At 71.6% G+C, this 22,585-nt stretch carries 24 protein-coding genes; 9 read left to right on the forward strand and 15 right to left on the reverse strand.

Going from position 1 to position 22,585, the window contains the following annotated elements; translation table 11 throughout:
• Positions 1–76: 76 nt before the first annotated feature.
• Positions 77–523: a VOC family protein gene (locus AC1DQC_RS01170; protein ID WP_477049398.1), complete on the forward strand. Its 447-nt coding sequence runs from the start codon at positions 77–79 to the stop codon at positions 521–523.
• On the opposite strand, the gene AC1DQC_RS01175 is transcribed toward AC1DQC_RS01170, so the two are convergent.
• On the reverse strand, positions 513–1,532 hold the full coding sequence (locus AC1DQC_RS01175) for a zinc-dependent alcohol dehydrogenase family protein (protein ID WP_477049399.1): 1,020 nt from the start codon (positions 1,530–1,532) through the stop codon (positions 513–515). The genes AC1DQC_RS01170 and AC1DQC_RS01175 overlap by 11 nt on opposite strands.
• A gap of 23 nt (positions 1,533–1,555) precedes the next feature.
• Complete coding sequence (locus AC1DQC_RS01180; RefSeq protein WP_477049400.1) at positions 1,556–2,803, reverse strand: multidrug effflux MFS transporter; 1,248 nt, start codon at positions 2,801–2,803, stop codon at positions 1,556–1,558.
• A 117-nt stretch (positions 2,804–2,920) separates the two neighbouring features.
• On the opposite strand from AC1DQC_RS01180, the gene AC1DQC_RS01185 reads away from it, so the two are divergent.
• Positions 2,921–3,784 carry a helix-turn-helix transcriptional regulator gene (locus AC1DQC_RS01185; RefSeq protein WP_477049401.1) on the forward strand — a complete coding sequence of 288 codons (864 nt, stop codon included), beginning with the start codon at positions 2,921–2,923 and terminating at the stop codon, positions 3,782–3,784.
• 9 nt (positions 3,785–3,793) lie between these two features.
• On the opposite strand, the gene AC1DQC_RS01190 is transcribed toward AC1DQC_RS01185, so the two are convergent.
• The gene (locus AC1DQC_RS01190; protein ID WP_477049402.1) at positions 3,794–4,717 is read right to left on the reverse strand and encodes a phosphotransferase family protein; all 924 of its coding nucleotides are present in this window, start codon (positions 4,715–4,717) and stop codon (positions 3,794–3,796) included.
• A gap of 184 nt (positions 4,718–4,901) precedes the next feature.
• Between AC1DQC_RS01190 and AC1DQC_RS01195 the strand changes: the two genes are divergently transcribed.
• The gene (locus AC1DQC_RS01195; RefSeq protein ID WP_477049403.1) at positions 4,902–5,351 is read left to right on the forward strand and encodes an SRPBCC family protein; all 450 of its coding nucleotides are present in this window, start codon (positions 4,902–4,904) and stop codon (positions 5,349–5,351) included.
• 61 nt (positions 5,352–5,412) lie between these two features.
• On the opposite strand, the gene AC1DQC_RS01200 is transcribed toward AC1DQC_RS01195, so the two are convergent.
• Positions 5,413–5,805 (reverse strand): VOC family protein, encoded by a 393-nt coding sequence (locus AC1DQC_RS01200; protein ID WP_477049404.1) that lies wholly within the window; start codon positions 5,803–5,805, stop codon positions 5,413–5,415.
• Between the two features lie 15 nt (positions 5,806–5,820).
• Positions 5,821–6,006 carry a hypothetical protein gene (locus AC1DQC_RS01205; RefSeq protein WP_477049405.1) on the reverse strand — a complete coding sequence of 62 codons (186 nt, stop codon included), beginning with the start codon at positions 6,004–6,006 and terminating at the stop codon, positions 5,821–5,823.
• Between the two features lie 134 nt (positions 6,007–6,140).
• Here AC1DQC_RS01205 and AC1DQC_RS01210 point away from each other — a divergent pair, with 134 nt between their 5' ends.
• Complete coding sequence (locus AC1DQC_RS01210; protein WP_477049406.1) at positions 6,141–7,244, forward strand: hypothetical protein; 1,104 nt, start codon at positions 6,141–6,143, stop codon at positions 7,242–7,244.
• A 37-nt stretch (positions 7,245–7,281) separates the two neighbouring features.
• Here the strand turns inward: AC1DQC_RS01210 and AC1DQC_RS01215 are convergent, their stop codons facing one another.
• Positions 7,282–10,002, reverse strand: a complete 2,721-nt coding sequence (locus AC1DQC_RS01215; RefSeq protein WP_477049407.1) for an MGH1-like glycoside hydrolase domain-containing protein — start codon at positions 10,000–10,002, stop codon at positions 7,282–7,284.
• A gap of 187 nt (positions 10,003–10,189) precedes the next feature.
• Here AC1DQC_RS01215 and AC1DQC_RS01220 point away from each other — a divergent pair, with 187 nt between their 5' ends.
• Positions 10,190–10,549 carry an MmcQ/YjbR family DNA-binding protein gene (locus tag AC1DQC_RS01220; protein ID WP_477049408.1) on the forward strand — a complete coding sequence of 120 codons (360 nt, stop codon included), beginning with the start codon at positions 10,190–10,192 and terminating at the stop codon, positions 10,547–10,549.
• A 3-nt stretch (positions 10,550–10,552) separates the two neighbouring features.
• Here AC1DQC_RS01220 and AC1DQC_RS01225 read toward each other — a convergent pair whose 3' ends face one another.
• On the reverse strand, positions 10,553–11,056 hold the full coding sequence (locus AC1DQC_RS01225) for a GNAT family N-acetyltransferase (protein WP_477049409.1): 504 nt from the start codon (positions 11,054–11,056) through the stop codon (positions 10,553–10,555).
• A 122-nt stretch (positions 11,057–11,178) separates the two neighbouring features.
• Between AC1DQC_RS01225 and AC1DQC_RS01230 the strand changes: the two genes are divergently transcribed.
• Both AC1DQC_RS01230 and AC1DQC_RS01235 read left to right on the forward strand, forming a co-directional pair.
• Positions 11,179–11,862 carry a TetR/AcrR family transcriptional regulator gene (locus AC1DQC_RS01230; protein ID WP_477049528.1) on the forward strand — a complete coding sequence of 228 codons (684 nt, stop codon included), beginning with the start codon at positions 11,179–11,181 and terminating at the stop codon, positions 11,860–11,862.
• Between the two features lie 62 nt (positions 11,863–11,924).
• Positions 11,925–12,899 carry an NAD(P)-dependent alcohol dehydrogenase gene (locus AC1DQC_RS01235; protein WP_477049410.1) on the forward strand — a complete coding sequence of 325 codons (975 nt, stop codon included), beginning with the start codon at positions 11,925–11,927 and terminating at the stop codon, positions 12,897–12,899.
• On the opposite strand, the gene AC1DQC_RS01240 is transcribed toward AC1DQC_RS01235, so the two are convergent.
• A complete protein-coding gene (locus tag AC1DQC_RS01240; protein WP_477049411.1) occupies positions 12,896–13,786 on the reverse strand; it encodes an alanyl-tRNA editing protein in 891 nt (296 codons plus the stop codon). The genes AC1DQC_RS01235 and AC1DQC_RS01240 overlap by 4 nt on opposite strands.
• Before the next feature lie 118 nt (positions 13,787–13,904).
• Here AC1DQC_RS01240 and AC1DQC_RS01245 point away from each other — a divergent pair, with 118 nt between their 5' ends.
• Positions 13,905–14,465: a dihydrofolate reductase family protein gene (locus AC1DQC_RS01245; protein WP_477049412.1), complete on the forward strand. Its 561-nt coding sequence runs from the start codon at positions 13,905–13,907 to the stop codon at positions 14,463–14,465.
• Between the two features lie 12 nt (positions 14,466–14,477).
• Here AC1DQC_RS01245 and AC1DQC_RS01250 read toward each other — a convergent pair whose 3' ends face one another.
• Positions 14,478–14,864, reverse strand: coding sequence for a hypothetical protein (locus AC1DQC_RS01250; protein ID WP_477049413.1), 387 nt, complete (start codon positions 14,862–14,864; stop codon positions 14,478–14,480).
• A gap of 155 nt (positions 14,865–15,019) precedes the next feature.
• Between AC1DQC_RS01250 and AC1DQC_RS01255 the strand changes: the two genes are divergently transcribed.
• Positions 15,020–15,913: an aldo/keto reductase gene (locus tag AC1DQC_RS01255; protein ID WP_477049414.1), complete on the forward strand. Its 894-nt coding sequence runs from the start codon at positions 15,020–15,022 to the stop codon at positions 15,911–15,913.
• A 27-nt stretch (positions 15,914–15,940) separates the two neighbouring features.
• On the opposite strand, the gene AC1DQC_RS01260 is transcribed toward AC1DQC_RS01255, so the two are convergent.
• From AC1DQC_RS01260 to AC1DQC_RS01285, 6 genes are all read right to left on the reverse strand, one after another.
• Entirely contained in the window at positions 15,941–17,635 is a 1,695-nt protein-coding gene (locus AC1DQC_RS01260) for an RICIN domain-containing protein (RefSeq protein WP_477049415.1), read from the reverse strand.
• A 320-nt stretch (positions 17,636–17,955) separates the two neighbouring features.
• Positions 17,956–19,158, reverse strand: coding sequence for a GNAT family N-acetyltransferase (locus AC1DQC_RS01265; protein ID WP_477049416.1), 1,203 nt, complete (start codon positions 19,156–19,158; stop codon positions 17,956–17,958).
• Between the two features lie 153 nt (positions 19,159–19,311).
• On the reverse strand, positions 19,312–20,508 hold the full coding sequence (locus AC1DQC_RS01270) for an MFS transporter (protein WP_477049417.1): 1,197 nt from the start codon (positions 20,506–20,508) through the stop codon (positions 19,312–19,314).
• A complete protein-coding gene (locus AC1DQC_RS01275) occupies positions 20,498–21,205 on the reverse strand; it encodes a cation diffusion facilitator family transporter (RefSeq protein ID WP_477049418.1) in 708 nt (235 codons plus the stop codon). Before AC1DQC_RS01275 ends, AC1DQC_RS01270 begins: the two co-directional genes overlap by 11 nt.
• Complete coding sequence (locus AC1DQC_RS01280; protein WP_477049419.1) at positions 21,202–21,531, reverse strand: ArsR/SmtB family transcription factor; 330 nt, start codon at positions 21,529–21,531, stop codon at positions 21,202–21,204. Before AC1DQC_RS01280 ends, AC1DQC_RS01275 begins: the two co-directional genes overlap by 4 nt.
• Positions 21,532–21,672: 141 nt before the next feature.
• Entirely contained in the window at positions 21,673–22,419 is a 747-nt protein-coding gene (locus tag AC1DQC_RS01285; protein WP_477049420.1) for an alpha/beta fold hydrolase, read from the reverse strand.
• Positions 22,420–22,585: the final 166 nt, after the last annotated feature.

Below are 22,585 nucleotides of genomic sequence, written 5' to 3' on the forward strand. Positions count from 1 at the left end.
CGGTCAGCCTCCCCCGCAGGCTAGGCCGATCCGCGCCGCCGGGAGGGCGAACGGGCCGCTCGTTAGCATGCGAGGCATGCCCATCAAGCTCGAGAACGTCGGGATCGCCGTGCGCGACCTCGAGGCCACCATCGCGTTCTTCACCGACCTCGGCCTCACGGTCCTCGGCCGCGACACGGTGAGCGGCGAGTGGACCGACACCGCCGTCGGGCTCGACGGGAACCACGCCAGGATCGCGATGCTCCAGACGCCCGACGGCCACGGTCGCCTCGAGCTCTTCGAGTACATCCATCCCGAGGCGATCGAGACCGAGCCCACGCTCCCGAACGAGATCGGCATGCATCGCGTCGCCTTCTCCGTCGACGACATCGACGAAGCCCTCGAGATCGCCGCGCGGCACGGGTACGGTCCGCTCCGCGGCGTGGCCACCTACGAGGACGTCTACAAGCTGACCTACCTGCGCGGCCCGAGCGGCATCCTCGTCATGCTCGCCGAGGAGCTGAAGAAGCCCGTCACAGAGTGAGCAGCACCTTCGTGGCGCGGCGCTCGTCCATCGCCTGGTAGCCCTCGGCGGCCTTCTCGAGCGGCAGCGTCAGGTCGAAGACCTTGCCCGGGTCGATGGTCCGGTCCCAGATGAGCCGGATCAGCTCGGGCAGGAAGCGGCGCACGGGCGCGGGACCGCCGTGCAGGTGCACCCCCGAGAAGAACAGCTCCTCGCCGGGCAGCGCGACGTCGTGGGAGACGCCGACGTAGCCCACGTGCCCGCCGGCCCGGGTGGCGCGGATGGCTTGCATCATCGACTCCTGGGTGCCGACGGCCTCGATCGTGGAGTGCGCCCCGAGGCCGCCGGTCAGCTCCTTGATCCGGGCCACACCCTCGTCGCCGCGCTCCTCGACGATGTCGGTCGCGCCGAAGTCACGGGCCAGGGCCTGCCGGTCGGCGTGGCGCGACATCGCGATGATCCGCTCCGCTCCCAGCTGCTTGGCGGCGAGCACGCCGAGCAGGCCGACCGCGCCATCGCCCACGACGGCGACCGTCTTGCCCGGCCCGACCTCGGCGGCGACGGCGGCGAACCAGCCCGTCCCCAGCACGTCGGAGGCCGCGAGCAACGACGGGATCAGGTCGTCGTCCGGCATCCCGGGGGTCGCGACGAGCGTGCCGTCGGCGTGCGGGATGCGCGCGTACTCCGCCTGGGCGCCGGGGACCGCACCGGGTCCGCGGTGCACGCAGTGGGTCTGATAACCGGCCTGGCAGATCTCGCAGGTGTTGTCCGACGAGAAGAAGGTCCCGACGACGAAGTCGCCGACCTTGAGGTTCACGACGGCCGAGCCGATCTCGTCGACGACGCCGACGTACTCGTGGCCCATCGGCTGGTGGTCGACGTCGTCGGCACCGCGGTACGGCCACAGGTCGGACCCGCAGATGCAGGTGGCGGACAGCTTGATGAGGGCGTCGGTCGGCTCGACGATCGTCGGCCGCTCGGTCTCGTCGACCCGGACGTCGCCCGGGGCGTACATGACGACTGCGCGCATGGTGGTGCCTTTCTCTTCGGGTGCTACCGCTGCGCGCTGAGCGCGACGGCGGGGGTGGTGGACCGGCCCGCGTGGGGTCGGGTGGTGAGGGCCAGGAAGGTCCCGGCGGCCAGCAGGAGCGACGTAACGGTGACGAGGCCCAGCGGCAGGATGCTGGCGGCGCCGGCGACGCCGACGAGCGGGGCGGCGATCCCGCCGAAGCCGAACCGGACCATGCCGAGCAGCGACGAGGCGGTGCCGGCGATCTGCGGGTACCCGGCCAGGGCGAGGGTCGTCGCGGGCGGCGAGCTGAAGGCGACGCCCGCGGCGAGCACGAACAGCGCGGCGACGACCACGCCGACGGGGACCGCGACCAGGCCGGCGAACAGCAGACCGGCCGCGCCCAGGCCGGCGATCGCCGTCCCGACCAGCAGGGTGGGACGCGCCCCCCACCGCGCCGAGCAGCGGCCCGCGAGGTGGCCGAAGACCATGTAGCCGGCGGAGTTGAGGCCGAACGCGAGCGCGTAGCCCTGCGCGGACAGCCCGTAGATGCCCTGCAGCACGTAGGTGGCGCCGGCGAGGTAGGCGAACAGCGCCGCGTAGACGAACCCCTGGCTGAGCACGGCGCCCAGGTAGGTCCGGTCGGCCAGCAGCAGGCGGTAGTCGCGGGCCGTCTGCGCGAACCCGCCGGTGGTCCGCCGCCCGGCCGGCAAGGTCTCGGGGAACAGCGCCAGGACCGCCAGCAGCAGGGCGACGCCCACGGCGGCCAGGACGACGAACATCCCGCGCCAGTCGGTGAGCGTCGTCAGCTGTCCGCCGGCCAACGGACCGACGACGGCGGCGAGCCCGCCGACGACCGTCAGCTGCCCGTAGAACCGCATCAACCGGTCGCCGCTGAGCACGTCCCGGCCGGATGCCTGCGCGATGACGATGCCGACGCCACCGGCCAGCCCCTGCACCAGCCGGGCCAGGATCAGCAGCTCGACGCTCGGGCTCGCGGCGCACAGCAGCGACGTGACGACGTACGCCACCACGCCGACCAGCAGGACGGGTCGCCGCCCGAGCCGGTCGGAGAGCGGCCCGGCGACCAGCTGGCCGAGGGCCAGGCCGACCAGGCACGCCGTCACGGTCAGCTGCGCGGTCGACGTCGCCGCCCCGAGCTCGGCGGTGAGTGCCGGCAGCGCGGGCAGGTACAGGTCCATCGAGATCGGACCGAACACCGTCAGGAGCAGCAGGAGCGTCGGCAGGTGGCGGGTCGGGTCCAGGCGTGCGGGTCGGGACTCAGGGGGCATGTCGACCAGGCAACCGGACGTCGCGGGCTGCGGGGAGTCCCTGACGTGGGGTGTACCGGCGGTACACCCCACCGCACGGACTCCCTCCCGAGCGTCACCCGGCCTACCGTCGGAACCATGGACAACCGAGCGGACGTGCGCGAGTTCCTCATGACGCGACGCGCGAAGGTGACGCCCGACGCCGCCGGCGTCGTCGGAGGGACGAACCGGCGGGTCCCCGGACTGCGGCGCAGCGAGGTCGCGGCCCTCGCCGGCGTGAGCGTCGAGTACTACGCCAAGCTCGAGCGCGGCGCGATCGGCGGTGCGTCGGCGTCGGTGCTCGATGCCGTGGCGCGGGCGCTGCAGCTCGACGACACGGAGCGCGCGCACCTGTTCGACCTCGCCCGCGCCGCCGACGGCATCCCGTCCTCGGGCAGACCCCGCCGTCGGGTGGCCCGGTCGTCGACGCCGCGGCCCAGCCTGCAGTGGGCGCTGTCGGCCATCACCGACGGGGTCGCGTTCGTGCGCGACCAGCGGCAGGACCTGCTGGCGACCAACGCGCTGGGCCGGGCCTTCTACTCGCCCGTCATCGGTGACGGCGGCCGCACGCCGAACCTGGCGCGGTTCCAGTTCCTCGATCCGGCCGCGCGCGACTTCTACCCCGACTGGGACCTGTTCGCCGAGATGTGCGTCGCGATCATGCGCGCCGAGGCCGGGCGCGACCCGCACGACAAGGGGTTGCAGGATCTCGTCGGCGAGCTGTCGACCCGCAGCGACACGTTCCGCCGGCTGTGGGGCGCACACGACGTCCGCACCCATGGCGCCGGGACGAAACGGTTCCATCACCCCGTGGTCGGCGAGCTCACGCTCGCCTACGAGGAGCTCGCCATCACCGCCGAGCCGGGTCAGGTGCTCCTGGTCTACACCGCCGAACCCGGCTCACCCTCGGCGGACCGCCTGTGCCTGCTCGCCTCGTGGGCGGCCGACCCCGCTCGTGCCTGACGGGTGCGGCTACAGGAGCAACGTCTGCAGCTCTCCGAGGCGGCCGTACAGCTCGGGGAGACCGTGCAGGCCGTCGCGCACGACCTCGTGCGACAGCGTGAGCTCGGGGCCGGTGCTCGCCTCGACACCGGCGAGGCATCGCAGGACGTTCCACCTCGTGTGGCCCAACCAGCCGCCGATCGTGTGCACGAACCAGGCCGGACCCGGCGCCGGGAGCGCCCCGCCCGCGGCCACGTAGCCGTCGACGACCGAGCGGAAGGCGGCGGGATCGATGTCGTCGAACCCGGGTCCCTTCGCCAGGCTCAGCGCGGTCGAGCCGAGCTCGCCGGCCAGGTCGAGCTTCCCCGCGAGCTCCCAGTCGAGCACCACCGGCCGACCCTCCCGAGCGAGCAGGTTCCACGGGTGGATGTCGCGGTGGGTCAGCACGACCGGCCCCGGCCGCTCGCAGGCGCCGACGAGCTGGGCGATCGCGAGCAGCGTCCCGACGCGCGCGGCGAGCTCGTCGGCCCACGGCTGCCCGGTCGCCGCGGCGCGCTCCGCGAGCTCGGCCCAGTCCCGTGCCGGCGGGTCGTCGGCCACAGCCGGCGTCCACGCCACGTCGAGCGCGTGGACGCGCGCGAGGATCCCCCCGATCTCGAACCCGAAGGCCGGTGACACCGGCGCCTCAGGCACCAGCTCGGCCTCGACCCACCGGTGCACGAGCAGGTCCGGGCTCGCCGAGATCGGCTCGGGGATCGGGATGTCGGCCGCGAAGGCCGCGCACTCCAGCCGGAACACGTCCTCGACCGGGGAGGTCGAGCGGCGGTCGTCGCGGTTCAGCTCCTTCACCGCGAACGACCCCTGGTCGGTGTCGAGCCGGAACATCCGGTGGGCGAACCCGCCGTGGACGCGGGTCATCGGGCCCGTTGGCGTGCCCAGGTGTGAGAGATCCACGCGCAGCACACTAGGACGCCCCGGCCGAGCTCGGTCGAGAGCCCGCTGACCACCTACATCGAGGTCAACGCCTGACGGTGGACGTAGCCCTTCCGGGTGATCACCCGGTCCCGACGTGCGAGCACGCCGATCGCTTCGTAGCGTCGAGGGACCGAATCCCCACCCCACGAAGGAGGAGAACGGCATGGCTACCATCGAGCAGACCGTCGACGTCGAGGCCCCGATCCGGACCGTGTACGACCAGTGGACCCAGTTCGAGGAGTTCCCCCGGTTCATGGGCGGAGTCGACGAGGTCAGGCAGGTCAGCGACCGGCTGACGCACTGGAAGACCTCGATCGGCGGCGTGACGCGTGAGTTCGACGCCGAGATCGTCGACCAGCATCCTGACCAGCGCGTCGCCTGGCGGAGCGTCGACGGCACGACCCACGCGGGCGCCGTCACGTTCGAGAAGCTCGACGACTTCCGCACCCGGGTCGCCGCCCGGATCGACTGGCAGCCGGAGTCGGCCGTCGAGAAGATCGGCGCCGCCGTCGGCGTCGACGACCGGCAGGTCAAGGCCGACCTCGAGCGGTTCCGGACGTTCATCGTCGAGCGCGGCTCGGAGACCGGCGCCTGGCGCGGCGACATCGGCTGACCTCGGCCGACGACGCCGGCCCGTCAACCTGTGACGGGCCGGCGTCGTCGCGTCCGGGCCGCTACCAGGCGTTTCCCGGCTCGTAGGTGCCGAACGACCACTCGTGACCGCCGGGGTCCAGCACGCGCGCGCGCCGCGATCCCCACTCGGTGTCCTCAGGTGGGAACACCGCCCGACCGCCCGCGGCCAGCGCCCTGTCGTACAGCTCCTCGACCCGGTCGGTGTGGAGGTAGAAGCCCCGGCCCACCGACCTGTCGTGGAGTCCCGGGGTCTCATAGCTCTGGTCGAAGCTCGCCACCATCACGACCGCGCGATCGAGCCGCAGCTCGGCGTGCTGGACCGTGCCGTCGGGTCCGTCCTGACGACTCACCACCCGGAAACCGAGCGCCTCGAGCCACGCGATCGCGGCGGGGGCGTCCCGATAGCTCAGGTAGCCGTACAGGGCCGCCGGCATCGACGTCGGGTTCCCTCAGTCGCTCGGCTCGCCCGCCGACGGGTCGTCCTCGACCTCGCCGGGCGTCGACCCGTCACCGCTGTCCTCGCCAGACTCCGCACTGGGGTGGAGCACCTCCGGGGTGACCTCCTGCTCGAGGCTCGGGAACCCGTAGCCGCCTTCCTGCACGCCGGCGTCCGGGTCCTGCGGTGTGTCGCTCATGGTCACCCTCCTGCATTGCCCGGACCGTCGCGGACTGGTTCGGTTCCATCGTCGGCGCCCGCGCCGCGGTGCGCCATCCGAAGGTCGGCTCCGCGAACGGCCAGGCGGCCACCTGGGGGATCTACGGTGAACTCGTGATCGAACGCGACGACCTGATGGTCGGACCACGCGGGCGACGCCTGTGCCTGGAGATCGCGGCGACGCTGGCACGCGCAACGGGCACCGACCAGGGGGACGAGTACCTCAGCGCGACCCTCTCCTGCGCCTACCAGCTCGATCCAGGCGCGGGCACCTCACGGATGATGTGGCGCATCTCTGCCGGAGAACCGGACGTCGCTGCCGAGCAGAGCACCACGCCCGCGGAGGTCGCCCGCCTGCTGGATGCCCTGCCGCTCGACGGTCTCGACGCCGATGTCCTGCTCGTCGCGCTGCAAGCAGTTGTCGACAGCGCGCGGTACTGGCAGGAGCCGGACGGTGAGGACCTGCTCGCCGCGGTCTCGCCGGTGCGCACCTCGCTGGTGCGGATCGCCGCCTCGGTCGCCTCGTCCGAGCTGGTGGCGTGGTGGGCGACCCCAGTCGAGCGCACAGCGCAGGCGAGCGTGGTCTTCGACGACCCGCAAGCGCAGCCATCCGACGAGGGAACCGACGTGATGTTGGCTCGCTGGCGCGAGCGCACGGTCGAGGAGGAAGTCAGGGCGCACCGGGACCGCCCCGCTGATCCGCGAGCCAACTTCAGCGGAACGTGGTGGTCCACCCCACCGCGTGCACTGACGCGAACCACGCGCCGCCTCGGCCGACATGGGCCCGTCGGTCTGCGGTTGGTCGAGGACGCCTGGAGCTGGAAGGAGGCGTCGGTGCAAGCGATCGCCGTCCCGGCAGCGGCGAACGTCTACGAGGTGGACCGGGCGTGGGCGTGGTCGGAGCTGTGCCGCCGCTTCCCGCTCGAGGTCACCGCGTCGAGGCGTCACGACTGGTTCCGCACCACCGGTGCGACCGACCGTTGGGTGGTCCCTGACTGGGTAGGCGTCGCCGAGCAGCTCGACGCGGTCCACGTCACCACGGCTGGCTACCTCAGCACAGCCGGTCGACGAGTTGCGGTCGAACGAGACACCAGCTCCGTCATGGCCGGCTGGAACCCCGACGAGACGTACTGGCTCAACGACCGCCCCGCCCCAAGCGGGTCGCAGGAGCGATGGCGCCGCTCCGACGACGCGTGGTGGACGCCGCACTCTGACTGACCGCGCCGGCACGGCTGCAGGCACCGGGCGCCCACCCTCAGCCTGGCGGGCGGCCGCCCATGGGCCGGTCGTCCACGGGCACCAGCCCGACCGTGTGCAGGAGGTCGCTCAGCGAGGCGACGCCCGAGCCCGGCCGGCGGCGGACCAGGTCCGCGACGACCCCCGTCCACCCGGTCTGGTGCGTGGCGCCGAGGCCCGCGCCGTCGTCCCCGTGGAAGTACTCGTTGAACTGCACGAGGCCCTGCCAGCGAGGGTTGTCGCGGAACTGGCTCACGTACCCGTAGCAGGGCCGCCGGCCGTCGCCGTCGAGGGTGAAGAGCGAGATCAGCCGCCTCCGCAGGTCGTCGGCGATCTCCGTGAGGCTCAGGTGCTCGCCGGACCCGGTCGGGTACTCGATCCGGACCTCGTCGCCGAAGAACGTGCCGTAGACCCTGATCGAGCTGACGAGCAGGTAGTTCAGGGGGAACCAGACGGGGCCTCGCCAGTTGGAGTTGCCGCCGAACATCGCGGTCGTCGACTCCGCGGGCTCGTAGTCGATGCTCGCCCTGAGCTCGCCGATGTCGAGGACGTACGGATGGTCCCGGTGCGCGGCGGAGACCGCGCGCAGCCCGTACGGCGACAGGAACTCCGCCCCGTCGAAGAGTCGTCGGAACAGGCGCTCGATCCGCTCGACGCCGACCACGCCGATCAGCATCCGACGATCGCCCGGGGTGCCACGGATCATGCCCGCGTCGGGTGCGAGATGAGGCTCCGAGCCCAGCAGGTCGGCGAAGCTCTTGCCGAGGAGCTCGAGGCGGCGGATCAGCGGCTCGTCGATCACGACCCCGGCGAGCACCGGCAGGACACCGACCATCGAGCGCACCTTGACGGGGATGCGCTCGCCGTCGTCGAGCTCGATGCGGTCGTAGAAGAACCCGTCAGGCTCGTCCCACAGCCCTTGGTCGTCGAGCGCGTTCTTGATCAGCGCGTAGTGCTCCAGGAACTTGATCGTGAGGTCCTGCGTCGGCTGACCACCCTGCCGGTGCAGGACCAGCGCCATCGTGGCCATGTGCAGCGAGTACAGGGCCATCCAGGCCGTCGCGTCGGACTGCTCGAGCGTCCCCGCCACCGGCAGCTTGTCGCGGTCGATGGGACCGATGTTGTCCAGACCCAGGAAGCCCCCCTCGAACAGGTTGGAGCCGTCGGAGTCCTCACGGTTGACCCACCACGTGAAGTTGACCAGCAGCTTGTCGAACACCCGGCGCAGGAAGTCGAGGTCCGTCCCACCATCGACAGCGAACACCTCGAGCGCTGCCCACGCCTGGACCGGCGGGTTGAGGTCGTCGAACGACCACTCGTAGGCCGGCAGCGCACCGCTGGGGTGCTGGAACCACTCACGGCAGATGAGGATCAGCTGGTACTTGGCGAAGGCCGGGTCGACGTGCGCGAGCGCGACACAGTGGAACGCGAGGTCCCAGGCCGCGAACCACGGGTACTCCCACGTGTCCGGCATCGACATGATGTCGAACGCATCGAAGTTGCGCCATCGGCTGTTGCGGCCCGTCTTGCGCGACTCCGGCGGCGGTGGCTGCCCGGGGTCCCCGTCGAGCCAGCGCGCGACGTCGTAGCTGTACAGCTGCTTGGACCAGAGCATGCCCGCGAACGCCTGCCGCATCACGAGGGCCTCGTCGGCGGTGGTTCCCGCGGGCGTCAGCTCGGCGTAGAACTCGTCAGCCTCCGCGCGGCGGAGCGCGGTGACCCGGTCGAACGACTCGCCCAACGCCCCGGCGGGGCCGCCACGCGGCCGCAGGCGCAGCCGCAGCTCCACGGTGTCCTGGGAGCTGACCTCCACCTGGTACCACGCGGACGCCTTGGTCCCCGCTCCGTCCGGGTTGACCGTGGCCGCCCCGTGCAGCACGTGGTCGTTGATGCCGTCCTTCGGGTACGCCGGGGAGTCGTCGGCACCGAACAGCATGGCCGCGTTCGTGTCGTTGTCGCAGAACAGCCGTGGCGGGACGGACCCGTCGGGACCCGGCCCGACGACGAGCTCCAGGTCCCCGAACTCGGGGTGGTCGATCTCGATCGATGCACCGGCGCCGGCCCGCAGCCCGGGACGGGGCTGGTCGAGGTCCCACGACCAGGTGTTGCGGAACCAGACCGTCGGCAGCACGTGCAGCACCTCGGTGTCCGGACCGGCGTTGGTGACCTGGACCGTCATGAGAACGTCGTCGGGGCCGTCCTTCGTGTACTCCACCTCGACCACCCAGAACCGGTCCTGGTCGAACGCCCCGGTGTCCAGCAGCTCGTACTCGGGCTCGTGCTTGCCCCGGCGGCCGTTCTCCGTCACCAGGTCGGCGTACGGGAACTCCCGCTGCGGGTAGTGGTACCGCCATCGGTTGAGCGCGTGGCTGGGCAGGGCGTCGGTGAACCACCAGTACTCCTTGACGTCCTCGCCGTGGTTGCCCTCGTTGCCCGTCAGGCCGAACATCCGCTCCTTGAGGATCGGGTCGCGACCGTTCCAGAGTGCCAGCGACAGACAGAGCCTCTGCTGGACGTCGCTGAAGCCGGCCATGCCGTCCTCGCCCCACCGGTACGCCCGCGAGCGCGCGTGGTCGTGCGGGAAGTGGTCCCAGGCCTCGCCGTCCGGGCTGTAGTCCTCACGGACGGTGCCCCACTGCCGCTCGCTCAGGTACGGCCCCCACAGGTACCAGTCGCTGGCCTGCAGCAACCCGTCCTCCAGCCGACCGAAGCCCGCCACCCGCTCACGCTCAGCACCCATCTCAGGCCTTCCCGTCGACGGGACGCGCCCACGGAGCTCGGGACTCACTGCTCATGGCCGACAGACTGCCTGTCGCCGAGCGCGCAGGTCATCATCCGAAGGAGGTGACGCCGACCTGGTCCTTGTCGCCGATGCCGAGCTGGCCGAGGAGCCAGGACCCGCCTCGGGCTGGTGTATGACATGAGGCATGGCTGTCCTCGAGGATGTCCGATCGCTGGGCACCGAGCTCGAGCGGTCCTCTCCGGTCTACGTGCGCGGCCGGCTGAAGTTCCGCGTCAAGCAGATCGTCTACGTCGCGTTCTCCCTCGACGAGCGGGTCATGGGCTTCGCGTTCCCCAGGGAGGAGCGGGCGGCGCTCGTGGCGAGCGACCCCGTCAAGTTCCACCTGCCAGAGGAGTCCGACCTGCGGTTCAACTGGGTGCACGCCGACCTCGCGGCGCTGGATCGGGCGGAGGCGCGCGAGCTCGTCGTCGACGCGTGGCGCATGGTGGTCCCCCAGAGGATCTCCCGGGCCTACGTTCTCGCCCACCCTGCCGGGCCGGGCTGACGCTCAGTGACCCGTAGCGTCGAACGCGGGCGCGAACTGCAGCTCGCCACGCGGCGGCGGGCCCGAGAAGGTGACGTGCTGGACGACGGACCGGTCCAGTCCTCGGTGCGACAGCGCGCCGTCGCTCGTGAAGCCCATGCGGCCGTAGATGTCCGGGTCGCCGATCAGCGCGCAGCCGCGCGCGTCGCGGTCCCGCAGCCGGCGCAGACCCTCAGCGACGAGTGCCCGGCCGATACCCCGCCGCTGCCAGTCGAGCCGGACGGAGATCGGCCCCAGCCCGAACCAGCCGTCGTGCGACCCGTCGATCGTCACGGGCGAGAACGCGACGTGCCCGATGACGTCGCCGTCGGCCTCCGCCACCAGCGAGAGCGTCAGGTCGCCGGACGCCCGCAGCGACCGGATGATCGGTGCCTCGGAACCGTCGCTGAACCACTGCGGCTCGAAGGCAGCGATGGTCAGCCGATCGATGGGGTCGACGTCGTGGGGGCGTTCGGGTCGGATCAGCACCGTCGTCTCCGGCTCGCGGGGGGCACGCCCAGATCGGGCGCCTCGCAGCGTAGGGGCAGGTGCCGCAGGATCGAAGCGGATATGCGCCTCTGGGCGCCTTACGATCCGGGGAGAGAGGGGTGGTGTCGTTGACGGCCGAACCGGCGCGGGCGCCCGAGCAGAGGCTGCCGCTGAGTCGCGAGCGTGTGCTCCTCACCGCGATCGCCGTCGCCGACGCGGACGGCATCGACGCGGTGACCATGCGGCGGGTCGGCGACGAGCTCGGCGCCGAGGCGATGTCGCTGTACCACCACGTCGCCAGCAAGGACGCCCTGCTCGACGGTGCGGTCGACCTGGTGGCTCGGGAGATCAACGACGCCGTCGACCAGCTGCAACCACGGGACGACTGGAGGAGCGCCGTCCGCGAGCGGATCCTCACCTCCCGTGAGGTGCTGCTGCGGCACCGCTGGGCGCCGCGCCTGCTGGCGACCCGGACCGCGATGAGCCTCGAGGTGGTGCGCTACCACGATCGTCTGGTCGGGCTGCTCCACGACGGCGGGTTCTCCTACGACCTGATCCACCACGCACTGCACGCGCTGGGCAGCCGCGCGCTCGGGTTCTCCCAGGAGCTCTTCGACCCGGGCAGCGGGGACGCCGCGGCCCTGCCGTCGGAGCTCGCCGCCGACCTGCCGTTCCTCGTCGCGATGCTGGGCGAGGTCGCGCACGACGACCCGGACTCCACGCTGGGCTGGTGCGACGACCAGACGGAGTTCGAGTTCGGGCTCGATCTGCTCCTCGACGGCCTGGATAGCCGGCTCAGGTCTTGACCAACCTTACGTCGTAAGCCACGCTGGGTCGCACCAGCCTTACGACGTAAGGGAGAGGTCCGATGAAGGCGGTCGTCCAGACCCGGTACGGCTCGTCCGACACGCTCACGCTCCAGGACGTCGACGATCCCGTGCCCGGCGCCCACGAGGTCCGCGTGCGGGTGCGCGCGGCGTCGCTGAACGCGCGCGACTGGCACCTCATGCGCGGCGACCCGTACATCGCCCGCCTCTCGGCCGAGTTCGGCCGGCACGCCCCGAAGGAGCCGATCCGGGGGTCCGACTTCGCCGGCACGGTCGACGCCGTCGGCGCCGCGGTGGCCGGCCTGCGGATCGGCGACGAGGTGTACGGGGAGTGCGACGGCGCGCTCGCCGAGTACGTGTGCGCGCCCGAGAGGCTGGTAGCTCTCAAGCCGGCGAACCTCACGTTCGAGCAGGCGGCGGCGATGCCGTTGGCGGCGACGACCGCCCTGCAGGGCCTGTCGGGCCGCGTCCGGCCGGGGCAGACCGTGCTGATCAACGGCGCGTCCGGCGGCGTGGGCACGTTCGCGGTGCAGATCGCCAAGGCGCTCGGCGCGGAGGTCACCGCCGTCTGCAGCACCCGCAACGCCGAGCTGGCGCGGTCCCTGGGTGCGGACCACGTCGTCGACTACACGCGCGACGACCCGATGCGGGCCGGGCGCCGCTACGACGTCCTGTTCGACCTCGTCGCCAACCGGTCCCTGCGCGACCTGCGCCGCGCCCTCGCGCCGCGCGGGACCCTGATCCTGTCCGGCGGCGGGGTCTTCGAGGGCGGCACGCTGCTCGGACCCATCGGCCTGCTGGTCCGGAGCACGGCGCTGGCGCCGTTCATCCGGCAGACGATCGTCGTGCTCCGGACGGACCCCGGCGCCGTGCACCTCGACGCGCTGCGGGAGCTCGCGGAGGCGGGCACAGTCGTCCCCGCCATCGACCGGACGTTCGACCTGTCCTCGGCCGCTGACGGCCTGCGCTACCTCGAGGTCGAGCACGCCCGCGCGAAGGTCGTCGTGACGGTCTAGCGCGTGGCAGAAGCTCCGTGCTGAGCGGTCACGACCGTCTCCATGACGAGCTCGAGCCCGCCGTCGATCTCGCGGGTGGCCAGCGAGGTGGCGACGCTCGCGAGGCCACCCAGGTCCCGGAGGTGCGTGCCGCCGCAGGGGATGTCGGTCAGGCCGTCAGGCAGCTCGCACACCCAGGTGCGCCGGGCCGAGAGCGTGTTCTCGCCTCGTTCGATGCGTACCGAGCCACCGGCGGCGATCCACGGCGCGAGCACGGCGTGGACACGCTGGGCGACGGCCGCGGGATCGGCGAGAGCGGCAGGGGTGAACCCCTTGCGGCGCAGGGACTTCCCAATGCGGTAGGTGTCCGTGGATCGATACGGGCTGATGCGCGAGCTCTGGATGGCGAGCGAGTCGAAGGCGGGGCTGCCCAGCGCATCGGTCGGCGCGTCCTTGGTCCACGCCGACGCCAGTGCCGCGTCGAGCGCGAGCGCGGCGAGGTGGCAGGCGGTGTGTGCGGCGGACAGAGCCGCACGGAAGCTCTGGTCGACGTCGACCTGGACCGACTCACCGATCGCGGGGGGTGGTCCCACGATGAGGTGCGCGACGACGAAGACCCATCCCTCTGTTCCGGTGCGGACGGGCAGGTCCGGCCCGAGGTGCAGCTGGCCGTCGTGGATCCCACCGGTGACGGCGTCCACGATCGGTGCCGCGCCCCGGGCAGTGGTGAGGGTGCCTCGGTCGGCAGGTTGGTCGGGCCACGCGCTGTCCACGGGGTGGAAGGCCGTCGTGTCGAGGAGGATCGCGGATCGCTCGTCGCCGAGCGGTTCGACGTGGAGCACGGTGCCGGTGGAGGAGGTCGCGCCGTCGGGGTAGGTGACGACCGTGTCGGACGTGGGCAGGGCCATGTGCTGGTCCGTTCGGGGGCATCGAATCGAGGCGTACTCGTAGATTCTGAGCGAAGACGAGACGCCATCGTGCATCTCGTTGCACGCGCCTGACACACACCCACGGAAGGACGTCCCCATGCGACTCGTCGTCACCCAGAACCTGACCCTCGACGGCGTCGTCGACCTGTCCGACGAGTGGTTCCGCCCCGCCGGCGCCGACGGCGCGCACGACGTCGAGCTGGAGGCGGAGCTGCGCCGGCAGGACGCGACGTGCGACGCGATGCTGCTCGGGCGGCGCACGTTCGAAGACTTCCGCGCCTATTGGCCCCAGCAGACCGACGACACGACGGGCATCACCGCGCAGCTGAACCGGGTCACCAAGTACGTCGTGTCCTCGACGATGGACGACCCCGGATGGGAGAACAGCGTCGTCCTGCGAGGGCCTCTCGCCGACGAGGCCTCCCGGCTGCGGGCCGCACCGGGCGCCGACGTCGTGGCGACGGGGAGCGTCAGCGTCGTGCGCGAGCTCATCAGCTCCGGCGTCGTCGACGAGTACCGGTTGTTCGTCCACCCGGCCGTCGCCGGGGGAGGTCGACGCCTGTTCGACGGGTCCGGCGCCGCGCGAATGGACCTCGCGGAGGCCCGGCGTTTCGCCTCGGGCGTCGTCCTGCTCCGGTACGTCCCCGCCCGGCCCTGAGGACCGGTGGGGTCAGGCTCGTCGGGCAACGAGCTGCCAGATCCTGGCTGTCCGCACATAGGGCTCGCGGTCGCAGAGCGTGAGCTCGAGCGTCTCCAGCTGTGCGTAGAAGGCGGGCTCGTGCTTGCGGCCGTCGTCGGTGATGTAGTCCGTGATGCACCGGATGCCGTAGCGCGTCACCGTGGAGAAGCCGACACCCTCCAGTGCGTCCATGGCCTCGTCCGCACCTACCCGGCGAACCTCCTGGTCGAACGTCTGAGTCCGGATGGTCGGCGCGTCCAGGAGGTCGGTCGCTTCGCTCAGATCGGCGCGCCGGATCGCCGCCGTCACGAGCTCGGCAGGCGGGTTGGGCGCCATCAGGGAGAGGGCGCCACGGTCGGCGACGACGTCGGCGAGCACACGCAGGTCGGCGCGCGAACGCGCCTGTGGCTGCTGACGTCGGTCAAGGCCGCGACCCTATGGCCCACCGTCGGGTCCTGCCCGCAGCCCGGTCACGGCCGACGGGTACCAGCAGACCCTCCCACGACCCGCCGGTCGTTCCTACCGTGGAAGCCATGACGACGATCCCCACCCTCACCCTGAACAACGGCGTGACCATGCCCGCACTCGGGTTCGGCGTGTTCCAGACCCCACCCGAGGAGACCCGGGACGCGGTTCGCGCCGCCCTCGAGGTCGGCTATCGGCACATCGACACCGCCGCCGCCTACGGCAACGAGCGCGAGGTCGGCCAGGCGATCCACGAGTCCGGTGTCCCCCGGGAGGAGATCGTCATCGAGACCAAGGTCTGGATCAGCGACTACGGCTACGACGCCACCTTGCACGCGTTCGACAAGTCCGCCGGCAAGCTGGGCGTCGATGCGCTGGACCTGCTGATCCTGCACCAGCCGCTGCCTACGCGTTTCGACCTCACCACGGAGGCGTACCGCGCCCTCGAGCAGCTGCTCGCCGACGACCGCGTCCGCGCGATCGGCGTCTCCAACTTCATGCCGGAGCACCTGCGCGAGCTCCTGCGGACCGCGACCGTCGTGCCCGCCGTCAACCAGATCGAGGTCCACCCGTACTTCCAGCAGAACGACGTGCAGGCGGCCGACGCCGAGCACGGGATCCTCAGCCAGGCGTGGTCGCCCATCGGCGGCATCACGTTCTACCGCGGCTCCGGGGACGAGCGCCGCTCCACCCTCCACGACCCGACGATCGGTGCGATCGCCACCGCGCACGGGCGCACCCCGGCGCAGGTGATGCTGCGCTGGCACCTGCAGCAGGGTCGGTCCGCGATCCCCAAGTCCGTCACCCCGGCCCGGATCGCTGAGAACTTCACGGTCGGCGACTTCGAGCTCACGGGCGAGGAGATCGCGGCGATCGACGCTCTGGACACCGGCCACCGTGGCGGACCTGACCCCGCCGCGATCACCCTGGAGACCTTCGGGCGCGTCATCCCCGAGGCATGAGCGATCAGCGTCGGAACCTGCTCGGTCTCAGGCAGCGCCGAGCGTCCAGAGGTGGTCGGCGGTGCCGTTGTCACCCCACTGGAGCACCTGCGCACCTGACGCGGTGCTCATGTTCGTAACGCCGAGCAGCAGGCCGCTGTTGACGCTCTGGATCTTGTAGTGGCCCGCGCCGTCGGCGATCAGCCTCCACAGGTGGTCCGCCGTGCCGGTGTCACCCCAGGTCAGGGCCGGCGCCCCCTGGGTCGTCGACGCGTTCTGGATCCCGAGCACCAGGCCGCTCAGCTGGTCGACGATCTTGTACTGCCCCGTGCCCGCCGGGGCGATCGTCCAGACCTGGGAGGTGCTGGTGCTCGCTGTCTGCTGGACGACCGACGTGCCCCACGCCGTGCCGGCGTCGAGCGGCCCGAGCCGGAGACCGCTGTGGACGTTGGTGATCCGGTAGCTGCCGGACAGCGTCGAGCCCGAATCCCCGGAGCCCGGGGTGATCGTGATGCGGTAGGCGTCGTTGGTCGCCATCGAGATCGGGACGGAGATCGTCCCGTTCGACGGCGTGTACGTCGCCGTCGAGACCGTGCTGGTTCCCGACGAGGCCACGGTCCGGCCGAGCGATCTGGTCTGCTCGACCTTCACGTTCACGGTGGAGCCGAGGTTCAGGGCGCCCAGGCCGTTGACCGTGACCGCGCACGACCCGTTGCAGCCGCCGACGACGACGCTGACCTGGTTGTTGCCGGACGGGACGGCGGCGAAGCCGTCGATGCCGGTCTGTGCGGGCGGGGTCGTCGCGACCATGGTGCCGCTCATGGCGGCGTACCAGGTGTAGAGCCAGTACGCGGCGTTCGGGCTGCCGCCCCGCCCGGTGAGCAGGTCACCGAGGGTGCCGGACTGGTTCCAGAAGGCCAGCTCGGCGTCGCGGATGCCCAGGCGTTCGAACTTCGAGATGTACCCGACGAGCGGACCGGGGAGGCCCACCTCGCTCGGTGCGGCGTACTCCTCGATGGCGATCGGCCTCCTGCTGATGCCGAGCTGGTCCTCGAGGCTCTGCACGGCGGCCACGTCGCCGGCGATCTTCGACGAGCTGATCAGCTCGTGCCACGCCAGGACGTCGGGCACGGTGTTGGTGTTCTTGGCGTTCTGCAGGAAGTTCCGCATGTCGCTGATGTTGTCCGAGAAGCTCGGCCCCTGGATCGACTTGGTGGGGTCGATCGACCGCACCTGCCGGAACGTCCTCGTCCAGAAGTCCTCGTAGGTGCCGTTGGCCGACTGCCACGTGTTGTCGGACTCGTTCCAGAGCTCGTAGGCGGAGATGCTGCCGTAGTAGGACGACGACTTCATCGCGGCGACCTGAGAGCTGACGAACGGCGTCCAGGTGCTCCAGCTGAACTGGTACGGCCATCCCGCGTAGTAGTCGGAGAACCGGTTGACCAGCTTCGCGCCCACACCGACCGCGGTCGGCGCGACGACGGAGATGTCGCCGGTCGGCTGCTGCTTTCCGCCCGCCGGCATCTGGACGAAGGTGTTCGGCTTGATCGCCTGCGCCAGCGCCGCCGAGGGCTGCGTCGCGTTCGCGAGACCGTAGAGACTGCCGGTCGCCACGTGCGTCACGGGACGAAGTGCCTGACTGGCATTCACGACGAGCGTCGTGGAGGCGGTCGCCGCCGACGCGGGGGTCAGGCCGCCGCCGGCGAGGAGCAGGCCGGCCGCCGCGGCGACGACCGTGCTCACCGTCGCAAGACGCCGGCCTCGTCGAGGTCCTCGCGTTGCCGTGGGTGCTCCCATGCTGATCGTCCCCTTCGCTTCGCGGCACGACGGCGTGCCCGTGGCTGACCCGAGGCGCCGCCAGACCGTCGGCGCCAGTCCGAAAGACTTTCGGGCTGGGCGGGCAAGCCGCCACAGCAGATGTCTGAACTCGGCATCGACTACCGAAAGCGTTTTCGGCAATGTAGTTGGCCGCCGTTCTGGCGTGTCAACAGCCGGGAGCCTGGTGAAACGGTTCGCATCGAGACCGGGACGCAGCTGTGGGCGGTGCAGGTTTCAGCCGACGGTCACCAGGGGAGGTAGTAGGTGAGGAGGTCAGCGGTGAGCGGGGGGAACAGAGCACCGAAGAACTCGAGGTCCGGTGCGTAGACGTCCGGGTGGAGACGCGCGAGGCCCTGGATGCCGAGCTGACCGAGGAGCAGCGCCGGAAGCCGGTCCGGGGCCACGCCCGCGCCACGGGCGACGCCGGGCGCCTGCATGGGCCCGCCGACCTCGACGGGTCCGAGCCCGGCGTCCGCGGTCCACGGCAGCCGGTAGTGGCGGCCGAACGTCGAGATGACCACGTCCCGGCCGAGCCCCGCGGCGCGCAGGCGCGCCGTGAGCACCGGGCGCAGCGCGTCCAGCACGAGCTCGGGGCGCTCCAGCCGCGCGTAGTACTGCGTCGCGTCCATCCCGCCCGGCTCGAGGAGGTCCGCCCAGACCTGGCCCGGCGCGGTCAGCGGCCGGTGCACGATCGTCAGCGGCTCGCCGAGCCCACGCAGGGCGTCGAGGAGGTCGTGCGACGCGGTCGTGTCCGCCGCGGCCGCCTCCGCGACGAGCAACCCTCCGTCCGGGGGGCCCGTCCGCGCCGACGCGACGACGACGCCGTCGCGCTCGAGGACACGCGTCGTGCTGCCCTCGTGCGCGAGCAGCCAGCGCCAGCGCTCCGCCGGGTGCGGCATCGCCACGTCGTACGGCGCCTGGGCCGCCTCCTGCAGCGCGACGAGCGCCGGGATGTCGGCCGTCGTCGCCTCACGGAGGGCCGACGCCGGCTCGCGGACGACGGCGCCGGGCGGCGGCTCGCGCAGCGCACGCGCCCTGGGGATGTCGATCGCGTACTCGTAGCCGAAGAGCCGATAGAAGTAGGGGATCCCGATCATGACCTGGAGCAGGTGGCCGCGGTCGCGCGAGCGGTCGTGCGCCCAGGCCATCAGGGCGCGGACCAGGCCCCGGCCCTCGTACCCCGTATCGGTGGCCACCAGCTCGACCTGACCCGCCGGCAGCACGACGTCGCCGACCCGGACCGTCTCGTCGAGCAGCGTCGCGGTCGAGACCACGCGGTCGCCGTCCACGACGACGGCGCACGCGTCCCAGCCGAGCTCGCCCTCGACGACCAGCCGGTGGTCCAGCGCGTCCGACTCCTCGCCGCGCTCGGCGAGCAGCGTCCCGATCTGGTCGAGGTCCGACGGTCGGGCTGTGCGGAGCTCGAGGCCGCCGGGCATCGTCGTCATGGTCCGCAGCCTCGCCCTGTCCCGGTGCCCGGTCCAGCCGATAAGCGGGACCTAGGCTCGACGAGGCTCGTGGCCGTATGTCGGGCTGGACTACCGGTCGATGGACCAAGCGGTCGTGTTGCCGGGCTCGTGCCCAGGACGTCTCTCTCCGTGTCAGGGTGTTGAAGCGCGGTCGGAGCGCAAGGCTCGTGCGCCGATGGCGGCGGTTCCGGCGGCCACGGAGGCGAGGGCCAGGAGTGCAGCGGGCAGGCTGACCGCGACGGCGACGGCGCCCACGAGGATCGGTCCTCCTGCGTCTCCGATCTCGCGCCCCAGCTCCGCCGTCCCCATCGTGCGGCCCATGCGTTCCGGGGGCGTGGTGGCGGCGAGGTGGGCGAAGGCCAGCGGAGTTGCCAGTCCGATCCCGAGCCCGATGAGCAGTCCACCGAGGTACAGCGCGGCGATGTGCGGGACGACGGCTACCAGGACCGTCCCGAGCGTCACGGCAGCCAGACCAGCAGCGCTGCCTCGGCCGGTGTCGATGCGGCCGGCGTCGCGCATGCGTCCCACGAGAGGCTGGGTCACGGACGAGGCCAGTGCGATCGTCGTGACGACGCCCATGCTGACCAGGGCACCGAAGCCGAGGTCGGTCGACAGCAGGGGCAGGAACCCGACGGCGACGCCGAGCGCGGCGGTCGTCACTGCCAGGACGGCGGTGGGAACAAGGAACGCCGGGTCGGTAACCTCCCGGACAAGGTCGGCAACGGTCGCGCGGCGGCGCGGTAGGACCGGCAGCGCCGGGACGGCGACCCACGCCCACGCGGCCGCACCGCAGCCGAGGATGGCGAGCGCCGCGAACAGGGCCCGCATCCCGCCGACCGCCAGCAGACCCGCGCCCAGGAGGGGACCGATCGCGTAGCCGAGGCTCTTCCACCCCCCGTAGCGACCGAAGAACCGGCCGGCCGCCTGTGGTCCCGCCAGGCGCGCCACCGCCGAGGACGACGCGGGCGAGAAGGCCGACGCGGCGGCACCTTGACCCAGTCGCGCCAGCGCCAGGAACAACGGCGCGCTGAAGACTGCACCGAGGACCGAGACCAGGGCGAACCCGAGCAGGCCTCCCACCACGACCGGCTTGATGCCCACTCGGTCGCTGAGGGCGCCGAACACCGGCTTCAGGATCACCTCGGCGACGTCGTAGAGGGCCAGCACGGCCCCGAACGTCAGCAGGGTCAGGCCGACGTCGTCCGTCTGGGTCCCCAGCGCTGCAGCGATGCCGTGAGCACCGAACGCCGTGGTGAAACCCGCCAGATACAGCGGCGCCAGGCCCCGAGCAGTCGGCGGCCCCGTCGACCCGGCGTGGTCAGACGTCACAGCAGCCGTCGTCGCAGTGCTCGTCGTCGCAGGAAGTCTTGTCGCCGCCGACCAGCTGGGACACCGGGGTGCAGCACGCATCGCCCTTCCAGGCCTCGACGCCCTCGCGGATCGCGAACGCGGCGATCACCCCGGCGGCGATCGGGTCGGCCCACCACCAGCCCAGCGTGCTGTTGAGCACCAGCCCGACCAGCAGGACGGCCGACAGGTACGTGCAGATGAGCGTCTGCTTGGAGTCGGCAACGGCGGAGGCGGAGCCGAGCTCGCGGCCGGTGCGCCGCTCGAACCACGACAGGAACGGCATGACCGCCAGGCTGACCGCGGCCAGGATGATGCCGGCCGTGGAGTGCTCGGGCTCGGTCCCGTCGAGCAGGCTACGGACGGCGTCGACGGTCACGAACGCTGCCAGCCCGAAGAACGACAGCGCAATGGTCCGCATCGCGGCGCGCTCTCGGGCGTGCGGGTTCGGGGCGGAGAACTGCCAGGCGACCGCGGCCGCAGACAGCACCTCCACGATCGAGTCCAGCCCGAACCCGATCAGTGCCGAGGACGAGGCCAGCCGGCCGGCCACCAGGGCGACGACCGCCTCGACGAGGTTGTAGGCGATCGTCGTGGCCACGACCCAGCGGATCCGCCGCTCGAGTACGACGCGGCGGTCCGGGGCCAGCGGGCGGGGGCCGATCGAGACGCTGCTCATGCGCAGCTGCACTCCGGGCCGCAGCACGTCGGATCCACCGCGAGCACCAGCTGCAGCAGGTCGCCCAGTCCCGAGGCCAGGTGCTGGTCGGCCAGCCGGTACCAGGTGCGCCGGCCGTCCGGGATGGACTCGACCAGGCCGCAACCCCGCAGGCAGGCCAGCTGGTTCGACATGACCTGCCGCGAGACGCCGAGCGCGTCCGCCAGGTCCGACGGGTAGGCCGGCGCCTCGCGCAGCGCGAGCAGGATCCGGGTGCGCGTCTCGTCGGACAGGGCGTGACCCAGTCGCGCGAGCGCAGAGGTGTGCGTGACGGTGGCCGTCTCCATGCGCCCGACGGTACATGCGACGCTGTATTCAGCGGAAGGTGTACGACGGAGGTGGAGTGCACAGCCAGAGTCCGGCCCGCACTGCCAAGACACCGAGGGACGACGCGCCCTGCTGGACAGGACGCGCCGTCTGAAGTCGCTTCAGCGCCGGGCGGTGACCATGCCTTCGATCTCCTGCAGCACGAGGTCGGGACGATCCTTCGCCACGTCGTGCGAGCTGCCCTCGGCCGTGACCAGCGTGCGGTGGGGGCCGGCCTGCACGAACGAGGCCGCGGCGTCCCGCCAGCGCTGAGCGTCCTCGGGGGATCCGTCGAACGGGGTCTTCTCCGAGACGATGACCGTCGCCGGAACCGCGTCTGGCCAGGTGGCCTGGTGGAAAGCCGTGCTCGTCGCGACGAAGCTCTCGGCGGTGGACAGGAACTGCCGGTTCTGCGGGTTGTCCGGGTCCCCCTTGGCCGCCTCGAGCTGCGGCTGGCTGAAGGCGACCAAGCGGGCGATCTGCTCGTCCGTGAAGAGGGGAGGCAGATTGGCGTCGACCAGGACCGCGCCGGAGAGCAGCGTCTGGTTCTCCTCGGCGAAGTACGTCGCAATCTCCCCGGCCTGCGAGTGGGACACGAGGGTCACATCCTCGGTCACGCCCAGCTGCCGCAGGCCCGTCTCGAGGTCGCTGACCGCGCTCTCGACCTGCCACGGCCCGGGCACCACGTCACTCTTGCCCAGCCCGGCTCGGTCGTAGGTGATGACCGTGGCGCCGGTCGCCGTGTGCAGCTCGGGGACCAGGTCCTTCCAGTAGGAGGCGTCCTCGCCACCGCCCGAATCCAGGACGATGGTCGATCCATGGCCCGCCGTGACGTAGAACGCCAGACGGTGACCACCGTTGTCGACCATGTGCAGCACCGCCTCCTCCAGCTGGCTCGTCCTCGACGAGGCGGACTGCGACGCCCACGGCTCCGAAGCCGAGTCGGGGCCCGCGCACGCAGTGACGACGCCCCCCGTCAGAGCCAGGAGCGCGAGCGCTGAGAGGGTTCGGTTCACGAAACGACGGCCAGGGATG

This window comes from Cellulomonas sp. P4_H12, from assembly GCF_056400905.1.